Origin of the sequence: Microbacterium sp. 18062, from assembly GCF_902706225.1 — a bacterium.
In the GTDB taxonomy this organism is placed as follows: Bacteria; Actinomycetota; Actinomycetes; order Actinomycetales; family Microbacteriaceae; genus Microbacterium.
The window spans coordinates 126,973-146,845 of sequence record NZ_CACSKB010000001.1 but is presented as its reverse complement, the minus strand read 5'-3'; the positions used below and the strand labels follow the sequence as shown (position 1 = coordinate 146,845).

18 protein-coding genes and 1 tRNA gene are annotated in these 19,873 nt (G+C 70.4%); 9 read left to right on the top strand and 10 right to left on the bottom strand.

Features of this window, described 5'->3' with window-relative positions:
- Positions 1-81 precede the first annotated feature (81 nt).
- From ilvC to GVL03_RS00680, 6 genes are all read right to left on the bottom strand, one after another.
- Positions 82-1,107 (bottom strand): ketol-acid reductoisomerase, encoded by a 1,026-nt coding sequence (ilvC, locus tag GVL03_RS00705; RefSeq protein WP_159498462.1) that lies wholly within the window; start codon positions 1,105-1,107, stop codon positions 82-84.
- 104 nt (positions 1,108-1,211) lie between these two features.
- On the bottom strand, positions 1,212-1,721 hold the full coding sequence (gene ilvN, locus GVL03_RS00700; RefSeq protein ID WP_159498460.1) for an acetolactate synthase small subunit: 510 nt from the start codon (positions 1,719-1,721) through the stop codon (positions 1,212-1,214).
- A 1-nt stretch (position 1,722) separates the two neighbouring features.
- Positions 1,723-3,525 carry an acetolactate synthase large subunit gene (locus GVL03_RS00695; protein ID WP_159498458.1) on the bottom strand — a complete coding sequence of 601 codons (1,803 nt, stop codon included), beginning with the start codon at positions 3,523-3,525 and terminating at the stop codon, positions 1,723-1,725.
- Between the two features lie 46 nt (positions 3,526-3,571).
- The gene (gene ilvD / locus GVL03_RS00690; protein ID WP_159498456.1) at positions 3,572-5,278 is read right to left on the bottom strand and encodes a dihydroxy-acid dehydratase; all 1,707 of its coding nucleotides are present in this window, start codon (positions 5,276-5,278) and stop codon (positions 3,572-3,574) included.
- A gap of 63 nt (positions 5,279-5,341) precedes the next feature.
- Positions 5,342-5,497 (bottom strand): hypothetical protein, encoded by a 156-nt coding sequence (locus GVL03_RS00685; RefSeq protein ID WP_159498454.1) that lies wholly within the window; start codon positions 5,495-5,497, stop codon positions 5,342-5,344.
- Positions 5,494-6,906 carry a trehalose-6-phosphate synthase gene (locus tag GVL03_RS00680; protein WP_159498452.1) on the bottom strand — a complete coding sequence of 471 codons (1,413 nt, stop codon included), beginning with the start codon at positions 6,904-6,906 and terminating at the stop codon, positions 5,494-5,496. The genes GVL03_RS00685 and GVL03_RS00680 overlap by 4 nt, the downstream gene beginning before the upstream one ends.
- A gap of 112 nt (positions 6,907-7,018) precedes the next feature.
- Here GVL03_RS00680 and GVL03_RS00675 point away from each other — a divergent pair, with 112 nt between their 5' ends.
- Positions 7,019-7,276, top strand: coding sequence for a hypothetical protein (locus tag GVL03_RS00675; RefSeq protein WP_159498450.1), 258 nt, complete (start codon positions 7,019-7,021; stop codon positions 7,274-7,276).
- 5 nt (positions 7,277-7,281) lie between these two features.
- Here the strand turns inward: GVL03_RS00675 and GVL03_RS00670 are convergent, their stop codons facing one another.
- The gene (locus tag GVL03_RS00670; protein ID WP_159498448.1) at positions 7,282-8,466 is read right to left on the bottom strand and encodes an acetyl-CoA C-acetyltransferase; all 1,185 of its coding nucleotides are present in this window, start codon (positions 8,464-8,466) and stop codon (positions 7,282-7,284) included.
- Between the two features lie 170 nt (positions 8,467-8,636).
- Here GVL03_RS00670 and GVL03_RS00665 point away from each other — a divergent pair, with 170 nt between their 5' ends.
- Entirely contained in the window at positions 8,637-9,071 is a 435-nt protein-coding gene (locus GVL03_RS00665; protein WP_159498446.1) for a MarR family winged helix-turn-helix transcriptional regulator, read from the top strand.
- The gene (locus GVL03_RS00660; RefSeq protein WP_159498444.1) at positions 9,068-10,297 is read left to right on the top strand and encodes an MFS transporter; all 1,230 of its coding nucleotides are present in this window, start codon (positions 9,068-9,070) and stop codon (positions 10,295-10,297) included. Before GVL03_RS00665 ends, GVL03_RS00660 begins: the two co-directional genes overlap by 4 nt.
- 49 nt (positions 10,298-10,346) lie before the next feature.
- Here GVL03_RS00660 and GVL03_RS00655 read toward each other — a convergent pair whose 3' ends face one another.
- Complete coding sequence (locus GVL03_RS00655) at positions 10,347-12,827, bottom strand: MMPL family transporter (protein ID WP_159498442.1); 2,481 nt, start codon at positions 12,825-12,827, stop codon at positions 10,347-10,349.
- Between the two features lie 132 nt (positions 12,828-12,959).
- On the opposite strand from GVL03_RS00655, the gene GVL03_RS00650 reads away from it, so the two are divergent.
- From GVL03_RS00650 to GVL03_RS00625, 6 genes are all read left to right on the top strand, one after another.
- On the top strand, positions 12,960-13,532 hold the full coding sequence (locus GVL03_RS00650) for a TetR/AcrR family transcriptional regulator (RefSeq protein WP_159498440.1): 573 nt from the start codon (positions 12,960-12,962) through the stop codon (positions 13,530-13,532).
- Positions 13,533-13,633: 101 nt separating this feature from the next.
- Positions 13,634-13,706, top strand: a tRNA-Lys gene (locus GVL03_RS00645).
- Positions 13,707-13,886: 180 nt separating this feature from the next.
- Positions 13,887-15,047: an NAD-dependent formate dehydrogenase gene (locus GVL03_RS00640; RefSeq protein ID WP_159498438.1), complete on the top strand. Its 1,161-nt coding sequence runs from the start codon at positions 13,887-13,889 to the stop codon at positions 15,045-15,047.
- A 77-nt stretch (positions 15,048-15,124) separates the two neighbouring features.
- Positions 15,125-16,009, top strand: coding sequence for a LysR family transcriptional regulator (locus GVL03_RS00635; protein WP_159498436.1), 885 nt, complete (start codon positions 15,125-15,127; stop codon positions 16,007-16,009).
- A 110-nt stretch (positions 16,010-16,119) separates the two neighbouring features.
- On the top strand, positions 16,120-16,965 hold the full coding sequence (locus GVL03_RS00630; RefSeq protein ID WP_159498434.1) for an inositol monophosphatase family protein: 846 nt from the start codon (positions 16,120-16,122) through the stop codon (positions 16,963-16,965).
- Positions 16,962-17,546 (top strand): hypothetical protein, encoded by a 585-nt coding sequence (locus GVL03_RS00625; RefSeq protein ID WP_159498432.1) that lies wholly within the window; start codon positions 16,962-16,964, stop codon positions 17,544-17,546. Before GVL03_RS00630 ends, GVL03_RS00625 begins: the two co-directional genes overlap by 4 nt.
- Positions 17,547-17,561: 15 nt before the next feature.
- On the opposite strand, the gene GVL03_RS00620 is transcribed toward GVL03_RS00625, so the two are convergent.
- Together GVL03_RS00620 and GVL03_RS00615 are read right to left on the bottom strand one after the other, a co-directional pair.
- Positions 17,562-17,738, bottom strand: a complete 177-nt coding sequence (locus GVL03_RS00620) for a multidrug transporter (protein ID WP_159498430.1) — start codon at positions 17,736-17,738, stop codon at positions 17,562-17,564.
- Between the two features lie 80 nt (positions 17,739-17,818).
- Entirely contained in the window at positions 17,819-19,843 is a 2,025-nt protein-coding gene (locus GVL03_RS00615; protein WP_159498428.1) for a sensor domain-containing diguanylate cyclase, read from the bottom strand.
- Positions 19,844-19,873 lie beyond the last annotated feature (30 nt).

Here is a 19,873-nt window from a genome sequence, read left to right as displayed (position 1 = left end):
CGTCGGCGTCTCGGGTGTGAGACGCCGGCGGGCGGGCGGGAGCCGAACCGGATCGGACGGCTGGTCAGGTGGGGGCGCAGGTCAGCGTGCCGCGCTGCCCTCCGTGTAGTCCGCGTCCTGCTGCTTCCATGCGAACAGCGAGCGCAGTTCCTTGCCGGTGGCCTCGATCGGGTGGCCGGCGGCCTTCTCGCGCAGGGCCAGGAACTCGGGGGCGCCGGCATCCTGGTCGGCGATGAAGCGCTCGGCGAAGGCACCCGACCGGATGTCCGCGAGGACGCTCTGCATGTTCTCCTTGACGCGCGGGTCGATGACGCGCGGGCCCGAGACGTAGTCGCCGTACTCGGCCGTGTCGGAGATCGACCAGCGCTGCTTGGCGATGCCGCCCTCCCACATGAGGTCGACGATGAGCTTCAGCTCGTGGAGCACCTCGAAGTAGGCGATCTGCGGCTGGTAGCCGGCCTCGGCCAGGGTCTCGAAGCCGTACTGCACGAGCTGCGAGACGCCGCCGCAGAGCACGGCCTGCTCGCCGAACAGGTCGGTCTCGGTCTCCTCGGTGAAGGTCGTCTTGATGACGCCGGCGCGGGTGCCGCCGATCGCCTTCGCGTACGACTTCGCGAGGTCCCAGGCCTGACCCGACGCGTCGCGCTCGACGGCGATGATGTCGGGGATGCCACGACCGGCGACGAACTCTCGACGCACGGTGTGGCCCGGGGCCTTCGGGGCGATGAGGATCACATCGACGCCCTCGGGCGCGTCGATGTAGCCGAAGCGGATGTTGAAGCCGTGCGCGAACGCGAGGGCCTTGCCGGGGGTCAGCTTGTCCTTGATCTGGTCGTTGTAGATCGAGCGCTGGTGCTGGTCGGGAGCGAGGATCATGATGACGTCGGCCCATTCGGTGGCGTCGGCGACGGAGAGCACCGCGAAGCCGTCCTCCTGCGCCTTGGCGGCGGACGTGGAGCCGTCCTTCAGCGCGATGGCGACCTCGACGCCGGAGTCGCGGAGGTTCTGGGCGTGGGCGTGGCCCTGCGAGCCGTAGCCGACGATCGCGACCTTCTTGCTCTGGATGAGCGACAGGTCGGCGTCGTGGTCGTAGAAGATCTCAGCCATGTTCGTCTTTCTCTTTCCCTTGTTCTGAGGTGGTGGGTGTCCAGGACACGCGGTGTCGGACCGCCCGGTGATCGCGTGTCGTGGACACTCGGGCGGAGAGGTGCTCAGCCGCGCAGCACCCGCTCGGTGATGCTCTTGCCGCCGCGGCCGATCGCGAGGAGCCCCGACTGGGCGAGCTCCTTGATGCCGAACGGCTCGAGCGCGCGCAGCAGCGCATCGACCTTGCCCTTGTCGCCGGTCGCCTCGACGACCAGCGCGTCGGAGGCATAGTCGACGACCGACGCACGGAAGAGGCTGACCACCTCGAGCACGTGCGACCGGTTGGCGTTGTCGGCTCTGACCTTCACGAGGACGTGCTCGCGCTGCACGGACGTGGACGGGTCGAGCTCGACGATCTTGATGACGTTGATCAGCTTGTTGAGCTGCTTGGTCACCTGCTCGAGCGGCAGTTCGTCGACGTCGACCACGACGGTGATGCGGGAGAGCCCGGGCACCTCGGTGACGCCCACGGCGAGCGACTCGATGTTGAAGCCGCGCCGCGCGAAGAGTCCCGCGACGCGTGTCAGCAGACCCGGTTTGTCCTCCACGAGGAGGCTCAGCACATGACTGGTCATCTCAGTCCTCCTCGTCGAATGCAGGGGCGTGCTGGCGCGCGTACTGGACCTCGCTGTTGCTGACGCCCTGCGGGACCATCGGCCACACCATGGAGTCCGCAGACACGACGAAGTCGATCACGACCGGGCGGTCGTTCGTCGCGAGGGCCAGTTCGATGGCGGCATCCACCTCGTCCTCGCGCTCGACCCGGATGGCGAGGCAGCCGTACGCCTCGGCGAGCTTCACGAAGTCCGGGACGCGGGCGGTGCCGTGACCGGTGTGCAGGTCGGTGTGGGAATGGCGCCCCTCGAAGAACAGGGTCTGCCACTGCCGCACCATGCCGAGCGACGAGTTGTTGATGATCGCGACCTTGATCGGGATCTCGTTGATGACGCAGGTGGCTAGCTCCTGGTTGGTCATCTGGAAGCAGCCGTCGCCGTCGATCGCCCAGACGACGCGGTCGGGCTCGGCCACCTTGGCGCCCATCGCCGCGGGGACCGCGTAGCCCATCGTGCCGGCGCCGCCGGAGTTCAGCCACGAGTTCGGACGCTCGTACTTGATGAACTGCGCCGCCCACATCTGGTGCTGCCCGACGCCGGCGGCGTAGACGCCCTCCGGGCCGGTGAGCTCGCCGATGCGCTGGATGACGTGCTGGGGTGCCAGCAGGCCGTCGGTGGTCGGGGCGAAGCCGAGCGGGAACTCCTCGCGCAGGCCGTTCAGGTAGGCCCACCACTGGTCGATGTCGGGCGTCGCACCCTCGGCGGCGCCGCGGAACGCCGCCTCGAGGTCGACGAGCACGTCGCGCACGTCTCCCACGATCGGCACGTCCGCGAAGCGGATCTTGGAGATCTCGGCCGGGTCGATGTCGACGTGCACCACCTTCGCGTTCGGCGCGAACAGCGCGGCCTTGCCGGTCACGCGGTCGTCGAAGCGCGCACCGAGCGCGACGATGAGGTCGGCCTCCTGCAGGGCGAGCACGGCCGGGACCGTGCCGTGCATGCCGGGCATGCCGAGGTGATGGGGGTGCGAGTCGGGGAACGCGCCGCGGGCCATCAGCGTGGTGACCACCGGTGCGCCCGTCGCGTCGGCGAGCGTCACGAGCTCGGCAGACGCACGCGCCCGGATGACGCCGCCGCCGACGTACAGCACCGGTTGCTTCGCCTCGGCCAGCAGCTGCGCCGCCGCCTGGATCTGCTTGCCGTGCGCCTTCGTCACCGGTCGGTACCCGGGCAGGTCGATCTTGGGCGGCCAGACGAACGGCGCCGAGTTCTGCTGCGCGTCCTTGGTGATGTCCACGAGCACGGGCCCCGGACGGCCCGTTCCCGCGATCTCGAACGCGGCCGCGATCGCACCGGGGATGTCCTCGGCGCGCTTGACGAGGAACGAGTGCTTGGTGATCGGCATCGTGATGCCGACGATGTCCGCCTCCTGGAAGGCGTCCGTGCCCATGAGGGTGGAGAAGACCTGGCCGGTGATGCAGACCAGCGGCACGGAGTCCATGTACGCGTCGGCGATCGCCGTCACGAGGTTCGTCGCGCCGGGGCCCGACGTCGCGAGGGCCACGCCGATCCGACCGGTCGCGGCGGCGTAGCCCTCCGCGGCGTGGCCCGCGCCCTGCTCGTGGCGCACGAGGATGTGCCGGACGGACTCGTCGTCCATCAGCGGGTCGTAGACGGGCATGATCGCTCCGCCCGGCAGGCCGAAGACGTCGGTGACGCCGAGCAGACCGAGCGAGCGGACCACCGCCTGGGCACCCGTGAGCACGGGCGAGGACGCGGAGCGTGCGGGCGGCCGTGGCACGGCCGCAGTGATGTCGGATGACATGGGGGATCAACCTCGGGGAGGAAAGAGATGGATGTCGAGGGCCTCGCTACCCGGTGACCGCGCCCTCCGCGGCGGAGCGCACGAGCTTCGAGTACTTGGCCAGGACGCCACGGGTATAGCGCGGAGGAAGGGGCTCCCAGCCAGAGCGGCGGGAGTTCAGCTCTGCCTCGTCGACGAGTAGGTCGAGAGTGCGAGCCGCGATATCGACCCGTATCAGATCACCATCGCGCACGAAGGCGATGGGACCAGCGTCCACCGCTTCGGGTGCTATGTGGCCGATGCACAGGCCGGTTGTGCCGCCCGAGAATCGTCCGTCCGTCAAGAGTAGTACATCTTTGCCGAGGCCCGCGCCCTTGATGGCCGCCGTGATCGCGAGCATCTCGCGCATGCCGGGACCGCCCTTCGGGCCCTCGTAGCGGATGACGACGACGTCGCCGGCATCGATCTGCCCGGCTTCGAGCGCGTCCATCGCCGCGCGCTCGCGCTCGAACACCCGGGCGGGGCCCTCGAACACGTTCGCGTCGAACCCCGCGGATTTCACCACAGCCCCCTCGGGCGCCAGTGATCCGTGCAGGACGGTGAGGCCGCCGGTGGCATGGATGGGGTCGTCGAAACGATGGATGACGGTGCCGTCGACCGGGTCGGGGTCGAGCTCGCGCAGGTTCTCGGCGAGCGTCTTGCCGGTGACGGTCAGGGCGTCGCCGTGCAGCAGTCCCTCGTCGAGCATCGCCTTCATGATGACCGGGATGCCGCCGTGACGATCGACGTCGTTCATCACGAACTTGCCGAACGGCTTCATGTCGGCCACGTGGGGCACCTTGTCGCCGATCCGGTTGAAGTCGTGCAGGTTGAGCTCGACCTCCGCCTCGCGGGCGATCGCGAGCAGGTGCAGGACGACGTTGGTCGAGCCGCCGAGCGCCATCGCCAGGGCGATCGCGTTCTCGAACGCCTCGGGGGTCAGGATGTCGCGCGTCGTGATGCCTTGCTTCAGCAGGTTGACCACGGCCTCGCCCGAACGGTGCGCGAAGTAGTCGCGGCGGCGGTCGGCCGAGGGCGGCGCGGCGGAGCCGGGAAGGCTCAGGCCCAGGGCCTCGGCGACGGAGGCCATGGTGTTCGCGGTGTACATGCCGCCGCAGGCGCCCTCGCCGGGGGCGAACGCGCACTCGATGCGCTTCAGGTCCGCCTCGGTCATGCGCCCCGCGAGACATGCGCCGACGCCCTCGAACGAGTCGACGATCGTGATGTCCTTCTCGGTGCCGTCGCTGAGCTTGACCCATCCGGGGGCGATGGAGCCGGCGTAGAGGAAGACGCTGGAGAGGTCGAGGCGGGCGGACGCCATCAGCATCCCGGGGATCGACTTGTCGCAGCCAGCGAGCAGCACGCTGCCGTCGAGGCGTTCGGCCATGATCACGGTCTCGACCGAGTCGGCGATGACCTCGCGCGAGACGAGGGAGAAGTGCATGCCCTCGTGGCCCATCGAGATGCCGTCGGACACCGAGATCGTGCCGAACTGCAGCGGGTAGCCGCCACCGGCGTGCACGCCCTCCTTGGCGCCCTGGGCGAGCCGGTCCAGGCTCAGGTTGCAGGGGGTGATCTCGTTCCAGCTCGACGCGATGCCGATCTGCGGCTTGTCCCAGTCCTCGTCGCCCATCCCCACCGCGCGGAGCATGCCGCGGGAGGTCGTGGCCTCGATGCCGTCGGTGACGGCCCGGCTCCGGGGTTTGATGTCGATCGTCTCGTCGGGGTGGCTCACCGTTGCAGTCTATTCCCGTCGACGCCCGCTCTCGCCGCGGCGGGCGCTCCGCGCGCCTCGGATCTACGCCGCGGCGCGCGCCGCGGATCGCCGCTCGGCGAGGTCGGCGACAAGCGTCGCGAGAGCGGCTGTATCCGGCACCCGCACCCGTGCCGCGAACGCGACGAGATGGTGCGCGGTGCCGGCGATCCGGTCAAGCTCGACGGTCGTGTCGTTCACGAGCCCCCTTCCTTCGCGGTGTGGATCGAGGCGAGGGCGGCGAGGAACTCCCGCGACCAGTCCTCCACGTCGTGGTCGCGCACGCGCCTGCGGAGGGTCCGCATCCGACGCCCCTGTTCCGCGGGCTGCATCTCGATCGCCCGCGATATCGCGTCCTTCAGTCCCTGGATGTCGTGCGGGTTGATCAGCAGTGCGCTGCCCAGCTCGTCGGCGGCGCCGGCGAACTCGCTGAGCACCAGCACACCGCGGTTGTCGATGCGACTGGCGACGTACTCCTTCGCGACGAGGTTCATGCCGTCGCGGAGCGCGGTGACCAGCATCACATCGGCAGCGAGATAGAGGGCGACCATCTCCTCGCGGGGATAGGCCTGGTGGAGATAGCGGATGGCGGTGTGGCTGGTCGTGTCGAAGTCGCCGTTGATGCGGCCGACGGCCAGCTCGATCTCGTCGCGCAGCTGCACATACGCCTCGACGCGCTCGCGGCTGGGGCTCGCCACCTGCACGAGCGTGACGTCCTCGACGCTGATGCGCTGGTCCTGGAGGAGTTCGCCGAAGGCCTTGATCCGGTGTCGGATCCCCTTCGTGTAGTCGAGCCGATCGACGCCGAGCAGCACCTTCTTCGGGTTGCCGAGCTCCGCGCGGATCTCCTTCGCACGCGCCTGGATCTCGGGGCGCTGCGCGAGCTCGACGTACGATTCCGCGTCGATCGAGATGGGGAAGGCCTTGGCGAGCGCGATCCGGACGGACCCGTCCTCGCGCGGCACCCGGATCCCGGAGGCCTTCGTCTCGTAACGCAGCTGGCGGCGCACGGCTCGGGCGAAGTTGCCCGCATCCGCCACCCGCTGGAATCCGATCACGTCAGCGCCCAGCAGCCCCTCGAGCACCTGACGCCGCCACGGCAGCTGGGAGAAGAGGCCGTAGGCGGGGAACGGGATGTGGTGGAAGTATCCGATCGTGAGGTCGGGACGCGCCTCGCGGAGGAACCTGGGCACCAGCTGCAGCTGGTAGTCCTGCACCCAGACGGTCGCCCCTTCCGCGGCGGCCGCGGCGGCGGCCTCGGCAAAACGACGGTTGACCTCGACGTACGCGTTCCACCACTCCCGGCTGTACCGGGGGGCGGCGATCACGTCGTGATAGAGCGGCCAGATGGTGTCGTTGGAGAAGCCCTCGTAGTAGAGCTCGACGTCGTCGGCCGAGAGCACGACCGGAACGAGGTGCGTCCCCTCGAAGTCGAACGGCTCGATCTCGAGGTCCGCCTGACCGGGCCAGCCGACCCACGCCCCCTCGCTCCCCCGCATCACCGGCTCGAGGGCGGTGACGAGGCCGCCGGGAGACCTCCGCCACCCGCCGTCTCCGTCGCGATCGACGGGCAGACGATTGGCGACGACGACGAATTCGGCCTGGGACACGCGGCAACTCCTCGGTTCGCGGGGTGCACTCAGGCTACCGCGAGGGGTGGCACGTTCCCGCCGGTGGCGTCAAGAGGGATGCGCCGCCACCCGCGCGCGATAGCGTGTCCTCATGCGCAAGTACCTCTTCGGCTCGGGCCTGTTCAGTGCTCTGATCGGCGGCGTGACCCTGTTGCGGGGTCTGCGCGACAGCGACGAGAGGTTCACCTGGCGCACCGCTCTGGCGTGGGCGAGCTGGGGCATCACGCTCGCCCTCGCGATCGGTGCGATCGTCGACACGTTCCGCGCCGGCCGCGGACACCTCGTCGCGGGCGACTCCCCCGCCTCCGGCGACGAGCAGAAGCTGTTGAAGAAGCACCTGCGCGGCTGAGCGCCTCAGCGCAGCAGGATGAGGGCGTCGCCCTGACCGCCGCCGCCGCACAGGGCGACCGCCGCCGTCCCCGTTCCGCGCCGCAGCAGCTCGTGCACGGCGTGGACGACGAGCCGGTTCCCCGAGACACCGATCGGGTGACCGATCGCGATCCCGCCGCCGTGGATGTTCACGACCTCGTCGCCGACGCCGAGCTCCCGTTGCGACCGGGCGACGACCGCGGCGAACGCCTCGTTGATCTCGATCAGGTCGAGGTCGGAGGCGGCGATGCCCTGCTTGTCGAGGGCCTGGGCGATCGCGCGGGCCGGCTGCGCGTGCAGCGAGTTGTCGGGACCGGCGACCTGTCCGGCCGTCCCCAGCGCGGCGAGCACGGACCATCCCCGCTCGTCGGCGTGGCTGCGGGTGGTGAGCACGACCGCGGATGCGCCGTCGGAGATCTGCGACGCGTTGCCGGCGGTGATCGTGCCGCCCTCGGCGAAGGCCGGGCGCAGCGTCGCGAGCGACTCCTCGGTCGTGTCGGGACGGATGCCCTCGTCCTTCGTCACGAGGATCGGTCCGCCCTTGCGCTGCGGCACCTCGACGGTCACGATCTCGGCGTCGAACACGCCCGCCTCCGCCGCCTCCGCCGCTCGCCGGTGCGACCGGGCGGCGACCGCGTCCTGCTGCGAGCGGGTGACCTCGAACGCGGCGTTCAGCCGTTCGGTCGAGGCGCCCATGCTCTCGCGGTCGAAGGCATCGGTCAGGCCGTCGTGGGCCATGTGGTCGAGAACCTCGACGCTGCCGTACGACCAGCCCTCGCGCGACCCCATGAGCAGGTGCGGCGCGCGCGTCATCGACTCCATGCCCGCGGCCACGACGACGGTCGCATCGCCCAGGCGCAGCATCCGGGCTCCGTCGATGATCGCGGTCAGTCCCGACAGGCATACCTTGTTGACCGACGCGGCGTGCACGTCCCAGCCGAGTCCCGCCCCGATCGCCGCCTGGCGCGCCGGGTTCTGTCCCGATCCCGCCGGGAGCACCTGCCCCACGAGCACCGCGTCGACCGCGTCGGCGGGGATGCCGCCCTGCGCGAGCGCGCCCTTGATCGCGAGCGCGCCGAGCTGCGGCGCGGTGAAGGACGAGAGCTGTCCGTTCAGCCGGCCCTGCGGGGTGCGTGCTGCAGCAACGATGACGACGTCGTCGATGTTCATGAGTCAACCCTAAGCGCGTCGGGAACGGTCAGCGGGGGCTCGGTCGCGGCGACGTCCACACCGGGCGCCGCCTCGACGAGCACGAGCCCGCATCGCCGCCGGCGGCCGCTGAGCGATCAGAACGCATCGAGCCCTCCGCCATTTATATACCTTAGGTATATACTTACGGCATGACACGAGCCGAGGACATCGCCGGGATCGTCATCGCCGCGCACGCGCTCACCCGCGTCGCCGCTGTCGCGACCCGCAACGACGCGCCCGCCACCCAGTGGCGTGCGCTCAGCATCCTGCAGAACGAGGGTCCGCAGCGGATCGGCGAGCTCGCCCGCGCGAGCCGCACGACACAGCCCGGCGTCACCCGCCTCGTCGGACAGCTCGACGAGGCGGGTCTCGTGCGGCGGGACGGCGATCCCGAGGACTCGCGCGTGACCCTCGTCACCATCACGGATGCGGGCGCTGCGGCGATCGACGCCTGGCGCGCGCAGCTCGGTGAGGCCCTCGCGCCCCTGTTCGCCGACCTCGACGACGACGAGTGGTCCGCGTTGGAGCAGGCCTCCCGCATCCTCGCCTCGCGCGCGGCCGTCGCCACGGGAGCGGGCCGGTGAGCGCGCACGGCGGGACCGCCGCCATCCGGCGGCAGCCGGCACAGGTCTGGGCCGTGGCGTTCGCGTGCGTCGTGGCGTTCATGGGCATCGGTCTGGTCGATCCGATCCTGCCCGCGATCGCCGAGTCGCTCGAGGCGACCCCCGTCGAGACCGAGCTGCTCTTCACGAGCTACCTGCTCGTCACCGGTCTCGCCATGCTCGTGACGAGCTGGATCTCCAGTCGCATCGGCGCCAAGGCGACGCTGCTGATCGGACTGGCGCTCATCGTCGTCTTCGCGCTGCTGTGCGCGCTCAGCGGCAGTGTCGATGCGATCATCGGGTTCCGGGCCGGCTGGGGACTCGGCAACGCCCTGTTCATCTCCACCGCGCTCGCGACGATCGTCGGCTCGGCCGCGGGCGGCCGCGGCGCGGCGATCGTGCTGTACGAGGCCGCGCTCGGCGTCGGCATCGCCGTGGGACCGCTCCTCGGCGGACTCCTCGGCGAGGTCAGCTGGCGCGGTCCGTTCTTCGGCGTCGTCGCCCTCATGGCGATCGGGTTCGTCGCCGTGCTCGTGCTGCTGCGCGGCCCCCGCGAGCAGCGTCGCCCGGTGCCGCTCTCGGCGCCGTTCCGCGCTCTGGGCCGGCCCGCGCTCGCGATCCTCGCGACCGCCGCGTTCTTCTACAACATCGGCTTCTTCATCCTGCTGGCATTCTCCCCCTTCCCGCTCGGGTTCGGCGCGCTCGGCATCGGCGTCACGTTCTTCGGATGGGGTGTGGCCCTCGCCGTCACGAGCGTATGGGTGGCGCCGCTGCTGCTGCGCCGCTTCCGCCGGTCGAGCGTGATGCTCGCGGTGCTGCCGCTGCTGGCCGTCGATCTCGCCGCCGGCGGGATCCTCGTCGCCGATCCGGCCGCGCTGGTGGCCAGCATCGTCGTCGGCGGACTGCTGCTCGGCGTCATGAACACCGTGCTGACCGAGGCCGTCATGGAGGCGACCGACCTGCCCCGCTCGGTCGCGTCCTCGGCGTACTCCGCCGTCCGCTTCCTCGGCGGCGCGGCGGCCCCGCCCCTCGCGGCGCTCCTCTGGCACGCCTATGGCGCGACCGTGCCGTACCTGGTCGCCGCGGCGGCCGTGCTGCTCGCGGCGCTGACGATCGCCCTCGGCCGGCGTGCCCTCGGCCGCATCGACGACCGGGAGGCGGATCCTGCCGAGGAGGGCGCCGCCGTCCTTCTCGGCGACGCGACCTGAGCAGCGCGCCGGTCGGGAACGGCGCAACAGACCGCTCGGCGCGCCGGGCTCAGCGCGGGGCGGGGCCCTTCGGCGCCGCATCCGCCGCGTGGACCGGATGCGCCCGCTCGAGCGCCGCGCCCTCCACATCGACGTCGGGCAGGATGCGGTCCAGCCAGCGCGGCAGCCACCACGCCCTGTCGCCCAGCACGTGCATGAGCGCGGGCACGATGACCATGCGCACCACGAACGCGTCGAAGAGCACGCCGATCGCGAGGCCGAACCCGAGGGGTCGCACCATCCCCAGGTGGCTGAAGACGAATCCGCCGAACACCGAGATCATGATGATCGCCGCCGCGGTCACGACGGCACGGCCGTTGCGGAGCCCCGCCACGACGGCCTGCCGAGCGGGCGTGCCGTGGACGTAGGCCTCCCGCATTCCCGAGACGAGGAACAGCTGGTAGTCCATCGCGAGGCCGAACAGCACACCCATGATGATGATCGGCGCGAAGCTCAGCACGGGCCCGGGATCGTGCACGCCGAAGATCGCCGACAGCCATCCCCACTGGTAGATCGCGGTGACGGCGCCGAGGGCGGCGAACAGCGACAGCACGTAGCCGGCGGTGGCGATCAGCGGCACCAGGATCGAGCGGAACACGAGGATCATGATGAGCAGCGACAGCCCCACCACCACCAGCAGGTAGACCGGCAGCGCGTCGGCCAGCTTCTCCGAGACGTCGATGTTTCCGGACGCCTGCCCGGCGACGCCGAGCTCGACGTCGCCGTCGAGTGGTGACATCGCGCGCAGGTCTCGGACGAGCGTCTCGGTGGACTCGCTGGACGGGCCCTCCTCCGGCACGACCTGGAACGCGAACACGGTGCGGTCCGCCGACACCGCGGCGGGTGCGACGGCGACGACGTCCTCGTCGGCCATGAGGGTCATGACGATCTCGGCCTGGGTCGAGACCTCGTCCTCGTCGGCGACCGCATCCGGCATCGTCGCGACGACCAGCAGCGGGCCGTTCTGTCCGGCGCCGAACTTCTCGGCGATCGCGGCGTACGAGCGGTACTGCGTCGTGTCGGTCGCCTCGGACGAGCCGTCGGGCAGGCCCAGACGCATCGACAGCGCGGGGATGGCGATCACGAGCAGGGCGACGATGGCGAGCGCGGCCGCGCCGAGCGCGCGCGGGGTGCGCATGGCGCGGGGCTCGGGCGCGGCGTGGTCGGGGTGTCCGATGCGCGAGCGCAGCCCGCGGCGCAGCACGCGTGCCTTCATCAGCCCCAGCAGAGCCGGGGTCACGGTGATCGACACCAGCACGGCGATCGCGACGCAGACCGCGCCGACGATGCCCATGACGCCCAGGAACGGGATGCCGGTCACCAGCAGGGCGACGAGCGCGACGATGACCGTGGAGCCGGCGAAGACGACGGCGTTTCCTGCCGTGCCGTTCGCAAGACCGATCGACTCGTGCAGGTCCATGCCGGCGAGCAGCTGCGCGCGGTGCCGGTTGAGGATGAACAGCGAGTAGTCGATGCCGACCGCGAGCCCGAGCATCACGCCGAGCACGGGGGTGACGGCGGCCATGTCGACGACGCCGGAGAAGGAGAGCGAGCCGGCGACGCCGACGCCGACGCCGACGATCGAGCTGAGGAGAGGTGTGACCGCGGGAAGCAACGCGCGCATCATGATCAGCAGGACGAGGGCGGCGATGATGACGCCGACCACCTCGCCCGCCCCGATGAGCCCCTCGGTCGTCGCCGCGATGGTCGAGGAGTAGTCGACGCTCACGCCCTCGATGTCGGCGGCCGTGAGCGCCTCCGCGACCTCCGACTTGATGTCCTCGGGGAGGGAGAACACGTCCTCGTCGAACGAGACGTTGGCCACGGCGGTCGTTCCGTCTTCGGAGACCGTGCGGATCTGGGCGGCCGCGTCGAGCAACGTGCGCCCATCCTCGATCAGCGGCGCCTGCTCCTCGAGCTGCGCGCGACCGTCGTCGATCTGGGCGAGGCCCGCGTCGATCTGGGCCTGCTGCGCGTCGAACTGCGCGGCTGCCTGCTCGTAGACGCCGGCAGCCTGGGCCTGCGCGATCGCGGCGTCGAGCTGCGACTGCCCGGCCTCGATCTGCTCCTGTCCGGCATCGAGTTGCGCCCGCGCGTCGTCGAGCTGCTGCTGGGCGTCCGCGAGCTGGTCGGCCTGCGCGGCCCGCTGCTCCTCGGTGGCGAACGGGTCGAGCGTTCCCGCCACGCCGTCGATCTCCCCGACCTCCTCGAGAAGCGCGACGACGTCGGCCTTCTGCGTCTCGCTGAACGCCCCGTCCTCGGCCTCGAAGACGACCGACGCGCTCGCGCCGGTGAGGTCGGGCAGCGCGTCGGCGAGGCGGTCGTTGACGCGCTCGGTCTCCGTGCCGGGGATGTTGAAGCTCGACGCCAGCGATCCTCCGAAAGCGAGAAACGCGCCGCCCGCGAGCGCGAGGACGAGGAGCCATCCGCTGAGGACGATCCAGGCTCGTCGCGCCGAGAAGCGACCGATCCGGTACAGGAGCTGTGCCACGTGATGCCTTTCCGAGGGGAGGTGAGCCGGCACCACACCGGACCGCACTCAACATATCCGACACATGTCGTTGATCCGACACATGTCGGAGAACTCTCAGACATCTCGCCGGACACCTGCGAGAATCGGCGGATGGACCCCCGCGTGGTGCGCACCCGCGTGAGCCTGCAGGCTGCGCTCCTGTCTCTGGCGCGCGAGCGCGAGCTCGACGAGATCACCGTCTCCGACATCGTGGAGCGGGCAGAGGTCAACCGCAGCAGCTTCTATCAGCACTACTCCGACAAGGAGACCCTCCTCGCGGAGGCGCTGGAGGCGGCCGTCGACGACCTGTCCGGCACGTTGCGCTCCTCGCCGCCGAGCGGCGTGGACGGCGCGCCCGCGGAGCTCCGCCTCTACCTGGCGCACATCGCCGACAACGCCGCCGTATACCGCCGCGTGCTCGGCGATCACGGCTCGGCGCTCGTGGCCGCGCGGCTCCGTGGGCAGATCGAGCACATCGTGCGGGATGCGGTCGCCACCGCGAATCCCGAGAGCTTCACCGGACTCCCCCTCGACGTGGTCGCCGCGGGGATCGCCGGCACCGCCATCGGCGTGATCACGGCGTGGCTCATGCGCGACCCCGTTCCGCCACTCGACACCGCCGGCGAGTGGCTGTGGCGGATGCTCGTCGGGCCCGGCGAGGGATGGCGAGCCGCGGGCACGTGAACGGCACCGCTCCCAGCGGTCGGCTCGATTGGCGGAGGGCCCGCCGGGAATGCTAACGTTGACCCTCGGTTCGGGAGTCGTCGTTGGGCTCTGATCCACACGCACCTCTAGCTCAATCGGCAGAGCAACTGACTCTTAATCAGTGGGTTCAGGGTTCAAGTCCCTGGGGGTGCACGGAAGCCCCGCATACTCTCGCCAGTATTCGGGGCTTTTGCCTTTCCCGGACCCCGCTCCCTCTTCCCCGTGTTCGCCATGGCCGATCGCTCGTGCGGCATCGCAGGATGGAATCGCAGCGGACGCACGGCTGATACTGGCCGGGCGCATGCGCGCGATCGTCGACGCGGAGGTCAAGACATGGCAAAGGTGCTGATCGTTCTCTACCCGGACCCCACCGGCGGATACCCGCCCCAATACGCTCGCGACTCGCTGCCGGTGATCGAGCGCTACCCGAACGGGCAGACCCTCCCGACGCCGAGCGCGATCGACTTCACTCCGGGCGAGCTGCTCGGCTCGGTCTCCGGCGGCCTGGGTCTGGTGGGCTGGCTCGAAGGCCTCGGGCACGAGGTGGTCGTCACCGACAGCAAGGAGGGCGATGACTCGGTCCTCGACCGCGAGCTGCCGGACGCCGACGTCGTCATCTCCCAGCCGTTCTGGCCCGCCTACCTCACCCCCGAGCGGCTGGCGAAGGCGGAGAGGCTGCAGATCGCGATCACCGCGGGCATCGGCTCCGACCATGTGGACCTGCCGGCGGCGATCGAGAAGGGCATCACCGTGGCGGAGGTGACGTACTGCAACTCGATCAGCGTCGCCGAGCACACCGTGATGCAGGTGCTCGCCCTCGTGCGGGACTACATCCCGCAGCACAAGATCGTCGTCGACGGCGGGTGGGACATCGCCGATGCGATCTCCCGGTCGTATGACCTGGAGGGCATGGACGTGGGCGTGTTCGCAGCCGGTCGTATCGGCCGCGCGGTCCTGGAGCGCCTCGCGCCGTTCGACGTGCGACTGCACTACACCGACCGCCACCGTCTCCCCGCCGACGTCGAGGAGAGGCTCGGACTCACCTTCCACGAGGACATCCGCTCGCTCGTCACGGCGGTCGACGTGCTCACCGTGCACGCCCCGCTCACGGCAGAGACCCAGGGCCTCCTGGACGACGAGCTGCTGTCCACCATGCGCCGCGGCTCGTACATCGTGAACCCCGCACGGGGCGCCATCGCGGATCGGGACGCGATCGTGCGGGCGCTGGAGAGCGGTCGGCTCGCCGGGTACGCCGGCGACGTGTGGTTCCCGCAGCCGGCGCCCGCCGACCACCCGTGGCGGACCATGCCGCATCACGGCATGACTCCGCACACCTCCGGCACCTCGCTGACGGCGCAGACGCGGTATGCGGCGGGCACGCGGGAGATCCTGGAGTCGTTCTTCGAGGAGCGTCCGATCCGGGCCGAGTACCTGATCGTCGCGGGCGGCGCCTACGCCGGGACGGGCGCGCACTCCTACGCTAAGAAGGACTGAGGCTCGCGCCACGGGGTCGATGGACCGTTCCTCTCCGGTGCGGGCGGCGACGATGCCCGCACCGGGAAGGGGCAAGGATGCAGCTGACCCAGCTCGAGTACTTCGTCGCCGTCGCGCGCGAGCAGCACTTCGGCCGGGCCGCGGCCGCCTGCTACGTCTCGCCCTCGGCGCTCTCCGAGGCGATCCGCAAGCTCGAAGCAGAGCTCGGTGTGCCCCTGGTGCGCCGCGGCCGGGTCTTCGAGGGGCTCACACCGGAGGGCGAACTCGCGCTCGTGTGGTCCAGACGGGTCCTCGCCGACGATCGCGCCCTCCGTGACGAGCTGGACGCCGCCCGAGACCGTCTCAGGGCCGAGGTCCGGTTCGGCGTCATCCCCTCCGCGCTCCCCCGCGCCGCAACGCTGCTCACCGCGCTGGCGACCCGGCATCCGCTGACACGGGTGAGGATGCTGACGGGCCTGACGAGCGAGGAGATCGCACGCCGTCTCCGTCGCTATGAACTGGACGCGGGACTCATCCACCCCTCCATCGAGGACACCGAAGGCCTCGTCGTCACACCCCTCTACGAGGAGAGCATGGTCGTCGTGGGAGCGCCGGAGATCATCCCCGCCGATCGAAGCGACCTGCCCGGGCGCGAGCTGTCCGCGCTCCCGCTCTGCCTGCTCGAGCCCCACATGCGTGCCCGGCAGCTGCTCGACGCCGTGCTCCGGCAGCAGGGGATCACGCTCGCGCCGCGCATCGAGAGCGATTCGATCGAAGGGCTGCTCGCCCTGGCCCGCACCGGACGATGGGCCGCCGTCGTGCCGCGATCCGCCCTGTCCGCGGAGGGCGCCGCTCCCCGCATGCGTGCGCTGCGACTGGTCGAGCCCGCCGTGATCCTGCCGATCGCCCTCGCGCAGCTCTCGGACGAGCCGAGGCCCCCGATCGCGCTCGCGCTCGCCGCCGCCCTCGACCTCGAGCCCTGACGTGTGGAGACGCGGAGGCGGGCCGAACCGGTCGGTGCACGACCGTTCTCGGGCCGGCGCCGTTTCCTCCGCATACGGGGGGCAGTTTCTCCGCCCGGTATCCTTGCCCCATGACCCCCGACTCCCGCGCCGCCGGTTCGGAGTCGAATGCACGGGGAGCCTTCCGAGACGATCTCGCGCTCGCCCTCCGTCTGGCCGACGCGGCCGACGCGCACTCGATGGCGCGCTTCGACGCGGCGGACCTCGATATCCGCACGAAGGCCGATGCCTCGTACGTCACGGAGGCCGATCTCGCCACCGAGCGCGCCATCCGGGAGATCCTCTCGGCGGAACGCCCGGATGACGCGATCTTCGGCGAAGAGTTCGGCGTGGAGGGCGACAGCCGGCGGCAGTGGATCATCGATCCCATCGACGGCACCGCGAACTATCTGAAGGGCGTGCCGATGTGGGCGACCCTGATCGCGCTCGCGGTCGACGGGATCCCCCGTGTCGGGGTCGTCAGCCAGCCCGCGATCGGCCGCCGCTGGTGGGCGTCCGAGGGCGACGGCGCATGGACCACGATCGGCGGCGTTCCGCGCCGCCTGCACGTCTCCGACGTGTCGAGCCTCGAAGAGGCGAGCGTGAGCTTCCAGAGCATCTCCCAGTGGGACGAGGTCGGAAGGCTCGACGATCTGGTGCGCCTCTCGCGCACGGTGTGGCGCGACCGCGGCTACGGCGACGCATGGCCGTTCATGCTGCTGGCCGAGGGGCGGCTCGAGATGGTTGCCGAGTTCGGCGTGAAGGAGTACGACATCGCCGCACACCATCCGATCATCACCGAGGCGGGCGGGCGTCTGACCGCGTTCAGCGGCGCCGAGTCGCTCTCCGAGCGCTCTGTGCTCGCGACCAACGGCACGCTGCACACGCCCTTCCTCGATTTCTTCTCGCCCGATACCGCAACGGAGTCCGCCGCATGACGTTCCGCACCCCGCGCGCCGTCGCCCTCACCGCCCTCGCGGCGATGTCCGCCCTGCTGCTCGCCGGCTGCGCCGGCGGCACGGAACAGGAGTCGTCGGCGTCGGCGACGGCGACGACTCCCGTGGAAGCCGCCGAGCCGAGCCCCGCCTCGACGGCGACGACGTCCCCGACCCCGGATGCGACCTCCCCGACCTGCGAGACCCTCATCCCCCAATCGGTCATCGACGAGTTCGACGCCCATGACTGGACATACCGGCAGAACGTCTTCCGAGTGGGCAGTCTGGTCATCGACGAGGGCATCGAATGCGTGTGGGGCGACTACAGCGTGGCGAGCGACTACGTGCAGATCTTCGGCTGGGCCCCGATCTCGGCGGCGGCCGCCGCCGACGCTCGCGCCGAGCTGCTCGCCGCCGGATGGCAGAGGATCGACGACACCTCGGGGGATTTCATCACCGAGGCGCCCGAGACGGCCGTACAGACCAAGGACGGGTACGGCCTGACCTACCAGTTCGGCGACGGCTGGGTCATCCTCGCCGACACCAAGCAGAGCCTGCTGCTCATCGAGCGTCCCGACTCCTGATCGCCACCGCGCGGGTCAGTCGCGCGGATCGCTCGGGCGGACGGCCGCGTCTTCTGCGATGTCGACCCGCTTCACTCCGTCGTGCTCGCTGACCACGATGCGCGGCTTCGCGTCGTCTTCGGTCGCGTTCGGCGCGGTCGTCAGCTGATCGTGGCGCTTCTCGTCATCCGTCATGTCGTTCGTCGTGTCCATACGGACCACCCTACGAGCCGCGAGAGCGCCCCTTCGGGGGTTGACGAGACGCCGGAACCCGCGTCCGCACGGGCCGGCGGTCAGCGCGACACGGCGTTCTTTCCCGCGGCTTTCGCTCGGTACATCGCCTCGTCCGCCTGCCGGAGGAGATCCATCGTCCTGACGTCCCCGCTGCTCGTGGCCGCACCGACCGACGCGGTGACCGTGACGGCGTCGCCGCCGATCCGCACCGGCTCGCTGATCGCGCTGAGCACGCGCGCGGCCACGAGGTCGGCATCCGACGGATCGGTATCGGTGCACAGCACCACGAACTCGTCGCCTCCGATGCGGGCGACGGTGTCGGAGGCGCGGGTGGCGGCGAGGAGTCGCCCGGCGACCGTGACGATCAGCGCATCGCCGACGTCGTGGCCGTACGAGTCGTTGACGTCCTTGAACCCGTCCAGATCGATGAACAGCATCGACACCCGCGTGTGCGCGTCACCCGCGCCCAGGGCGACGTCGAGTTCGTCGATGAGGCGACGCCGATTCGGCAGGCCGGTGAGCGGGTCCTGCATGGCGAGGTGCGCCAGCTCGGACTCGGCCTTTCGGAACAGGGTTCCTTCGAGGTCGCGCGCGAGCTCCGCGGCGTCCGAGACGAGTTCGCCCCAAGGCGACGAGGTCCCCGCCACGCTGTCGGTCCACGCCGAGAAGGATGTCCGCGGCGAGAGCGGAGTCGCGCGGTTCGCATCGGTCTGATCGCCCAGCCAGTCGACGCTGCGCAGCACTTCGTTCCGGAAGAACGCGAGGTAGTCCCCCGCTCCGCCCACGAGAACGATCAGCACACCCGTGACCGTGGGAGCGAGGGCCGACAGCGCCGGGTGTTCGTCGGAGAGGGCGTCGCTGACGAACGGCCCGCCGCCCGGGGTCTGCTCGACGTGCGCGAACAGTGCCTCGAGCCCCGCCGTCGCCGGAACGTCTCCCGTCGTCCGGGTTCTTCCCCCGATCCGGACTGCGGCCCCATCGGATTCGATGAGGTCGCGCACGGTGACCCCGCCGCGCAGCAGGGATTCGGCGATGTCGTCGGTGACGCTGATCTGCGCCATCAGGAGCGCACGCCATTTGCGCACCGACACCTGCCGACGCAGGTGCGCGACCTGATCGAGGGCGCTCAGCTGCAGCGCGACCTGGTTGGCCAGCACCTCGATGCCGCGACGCAGGATGAACGGCAGCCGACGCTGCGAACGGTGGGCGCACGTGATCATGCCGATCAGCACGCCGTCGCGCACCAGCGAGAACGAGAGCGTGGAGTCCTGACCCATGTTGCGCATGAACTGCAGATGGTGCGGCGACACGCTGCGAAGCTCCGCGCAGCTCAGATCGAGCGCCGTGCCCCGATCCTCGCGGAGCGTGAGCAGCCCGACGCTGTCGCCGGCGGTCCCCACGATCGCGCGGGACAGCTTGGCCAGGTAGAGCTGACGAGCCTGGGCCGGGATGTCCGATGCCGGGAAGTGCAGACCGAGATACGGCTCCATGTCGGAGGCGCGGTCCTCTGCGACGATCTCGCCATGTCCGTCCGGATGGAAGTGATAGATCATCACGCGGTCGAACCCGGTGAGTGCGCGCAGCCCCCGGGCCGTGCCCGCGCGCAGCTCCTCGATGTCGGAGCTCTTGGCGATCCGATGCAGCAGGACGTACAACGACGAGGTCGAATGCTGCAGAGAGGTCGACAGCACGGGTTCGAGCTCCACGATGATCACGTCGTCGAGCTGATGCACGATCGCGTCGAAGGCGCGCTCCCCCACGACGAGGTCGAGCGGGTTCGCCTCGACGTCCGCGTCGGAGACCGCCACCTGCACGTCGTCCGCGAATTCCGCTCCGAGCACCTCGGCGAGCGTGCGGCCGAGGACCGGCGAGGGCACTCCGAGCAGGTCGGCGACGTTCTCACTCCCGATCGTGACGACGAACGTGGCCGGATCGATGCCCATCAGGGCGCCGTGCGGCTGGATCGCTCCCGGAGCGTGGATCGGCTCTCGGGCGCATCGGTCGAGTCGCCGTCGCTCCTCGACGGACGGACCGCCGTGCATCGATTCGCCGCTCAGGGGATCCTCGTCCTTCCGCGCGGGCACCCACGCCTTTCCACGCCTCCGAGTCCGCGG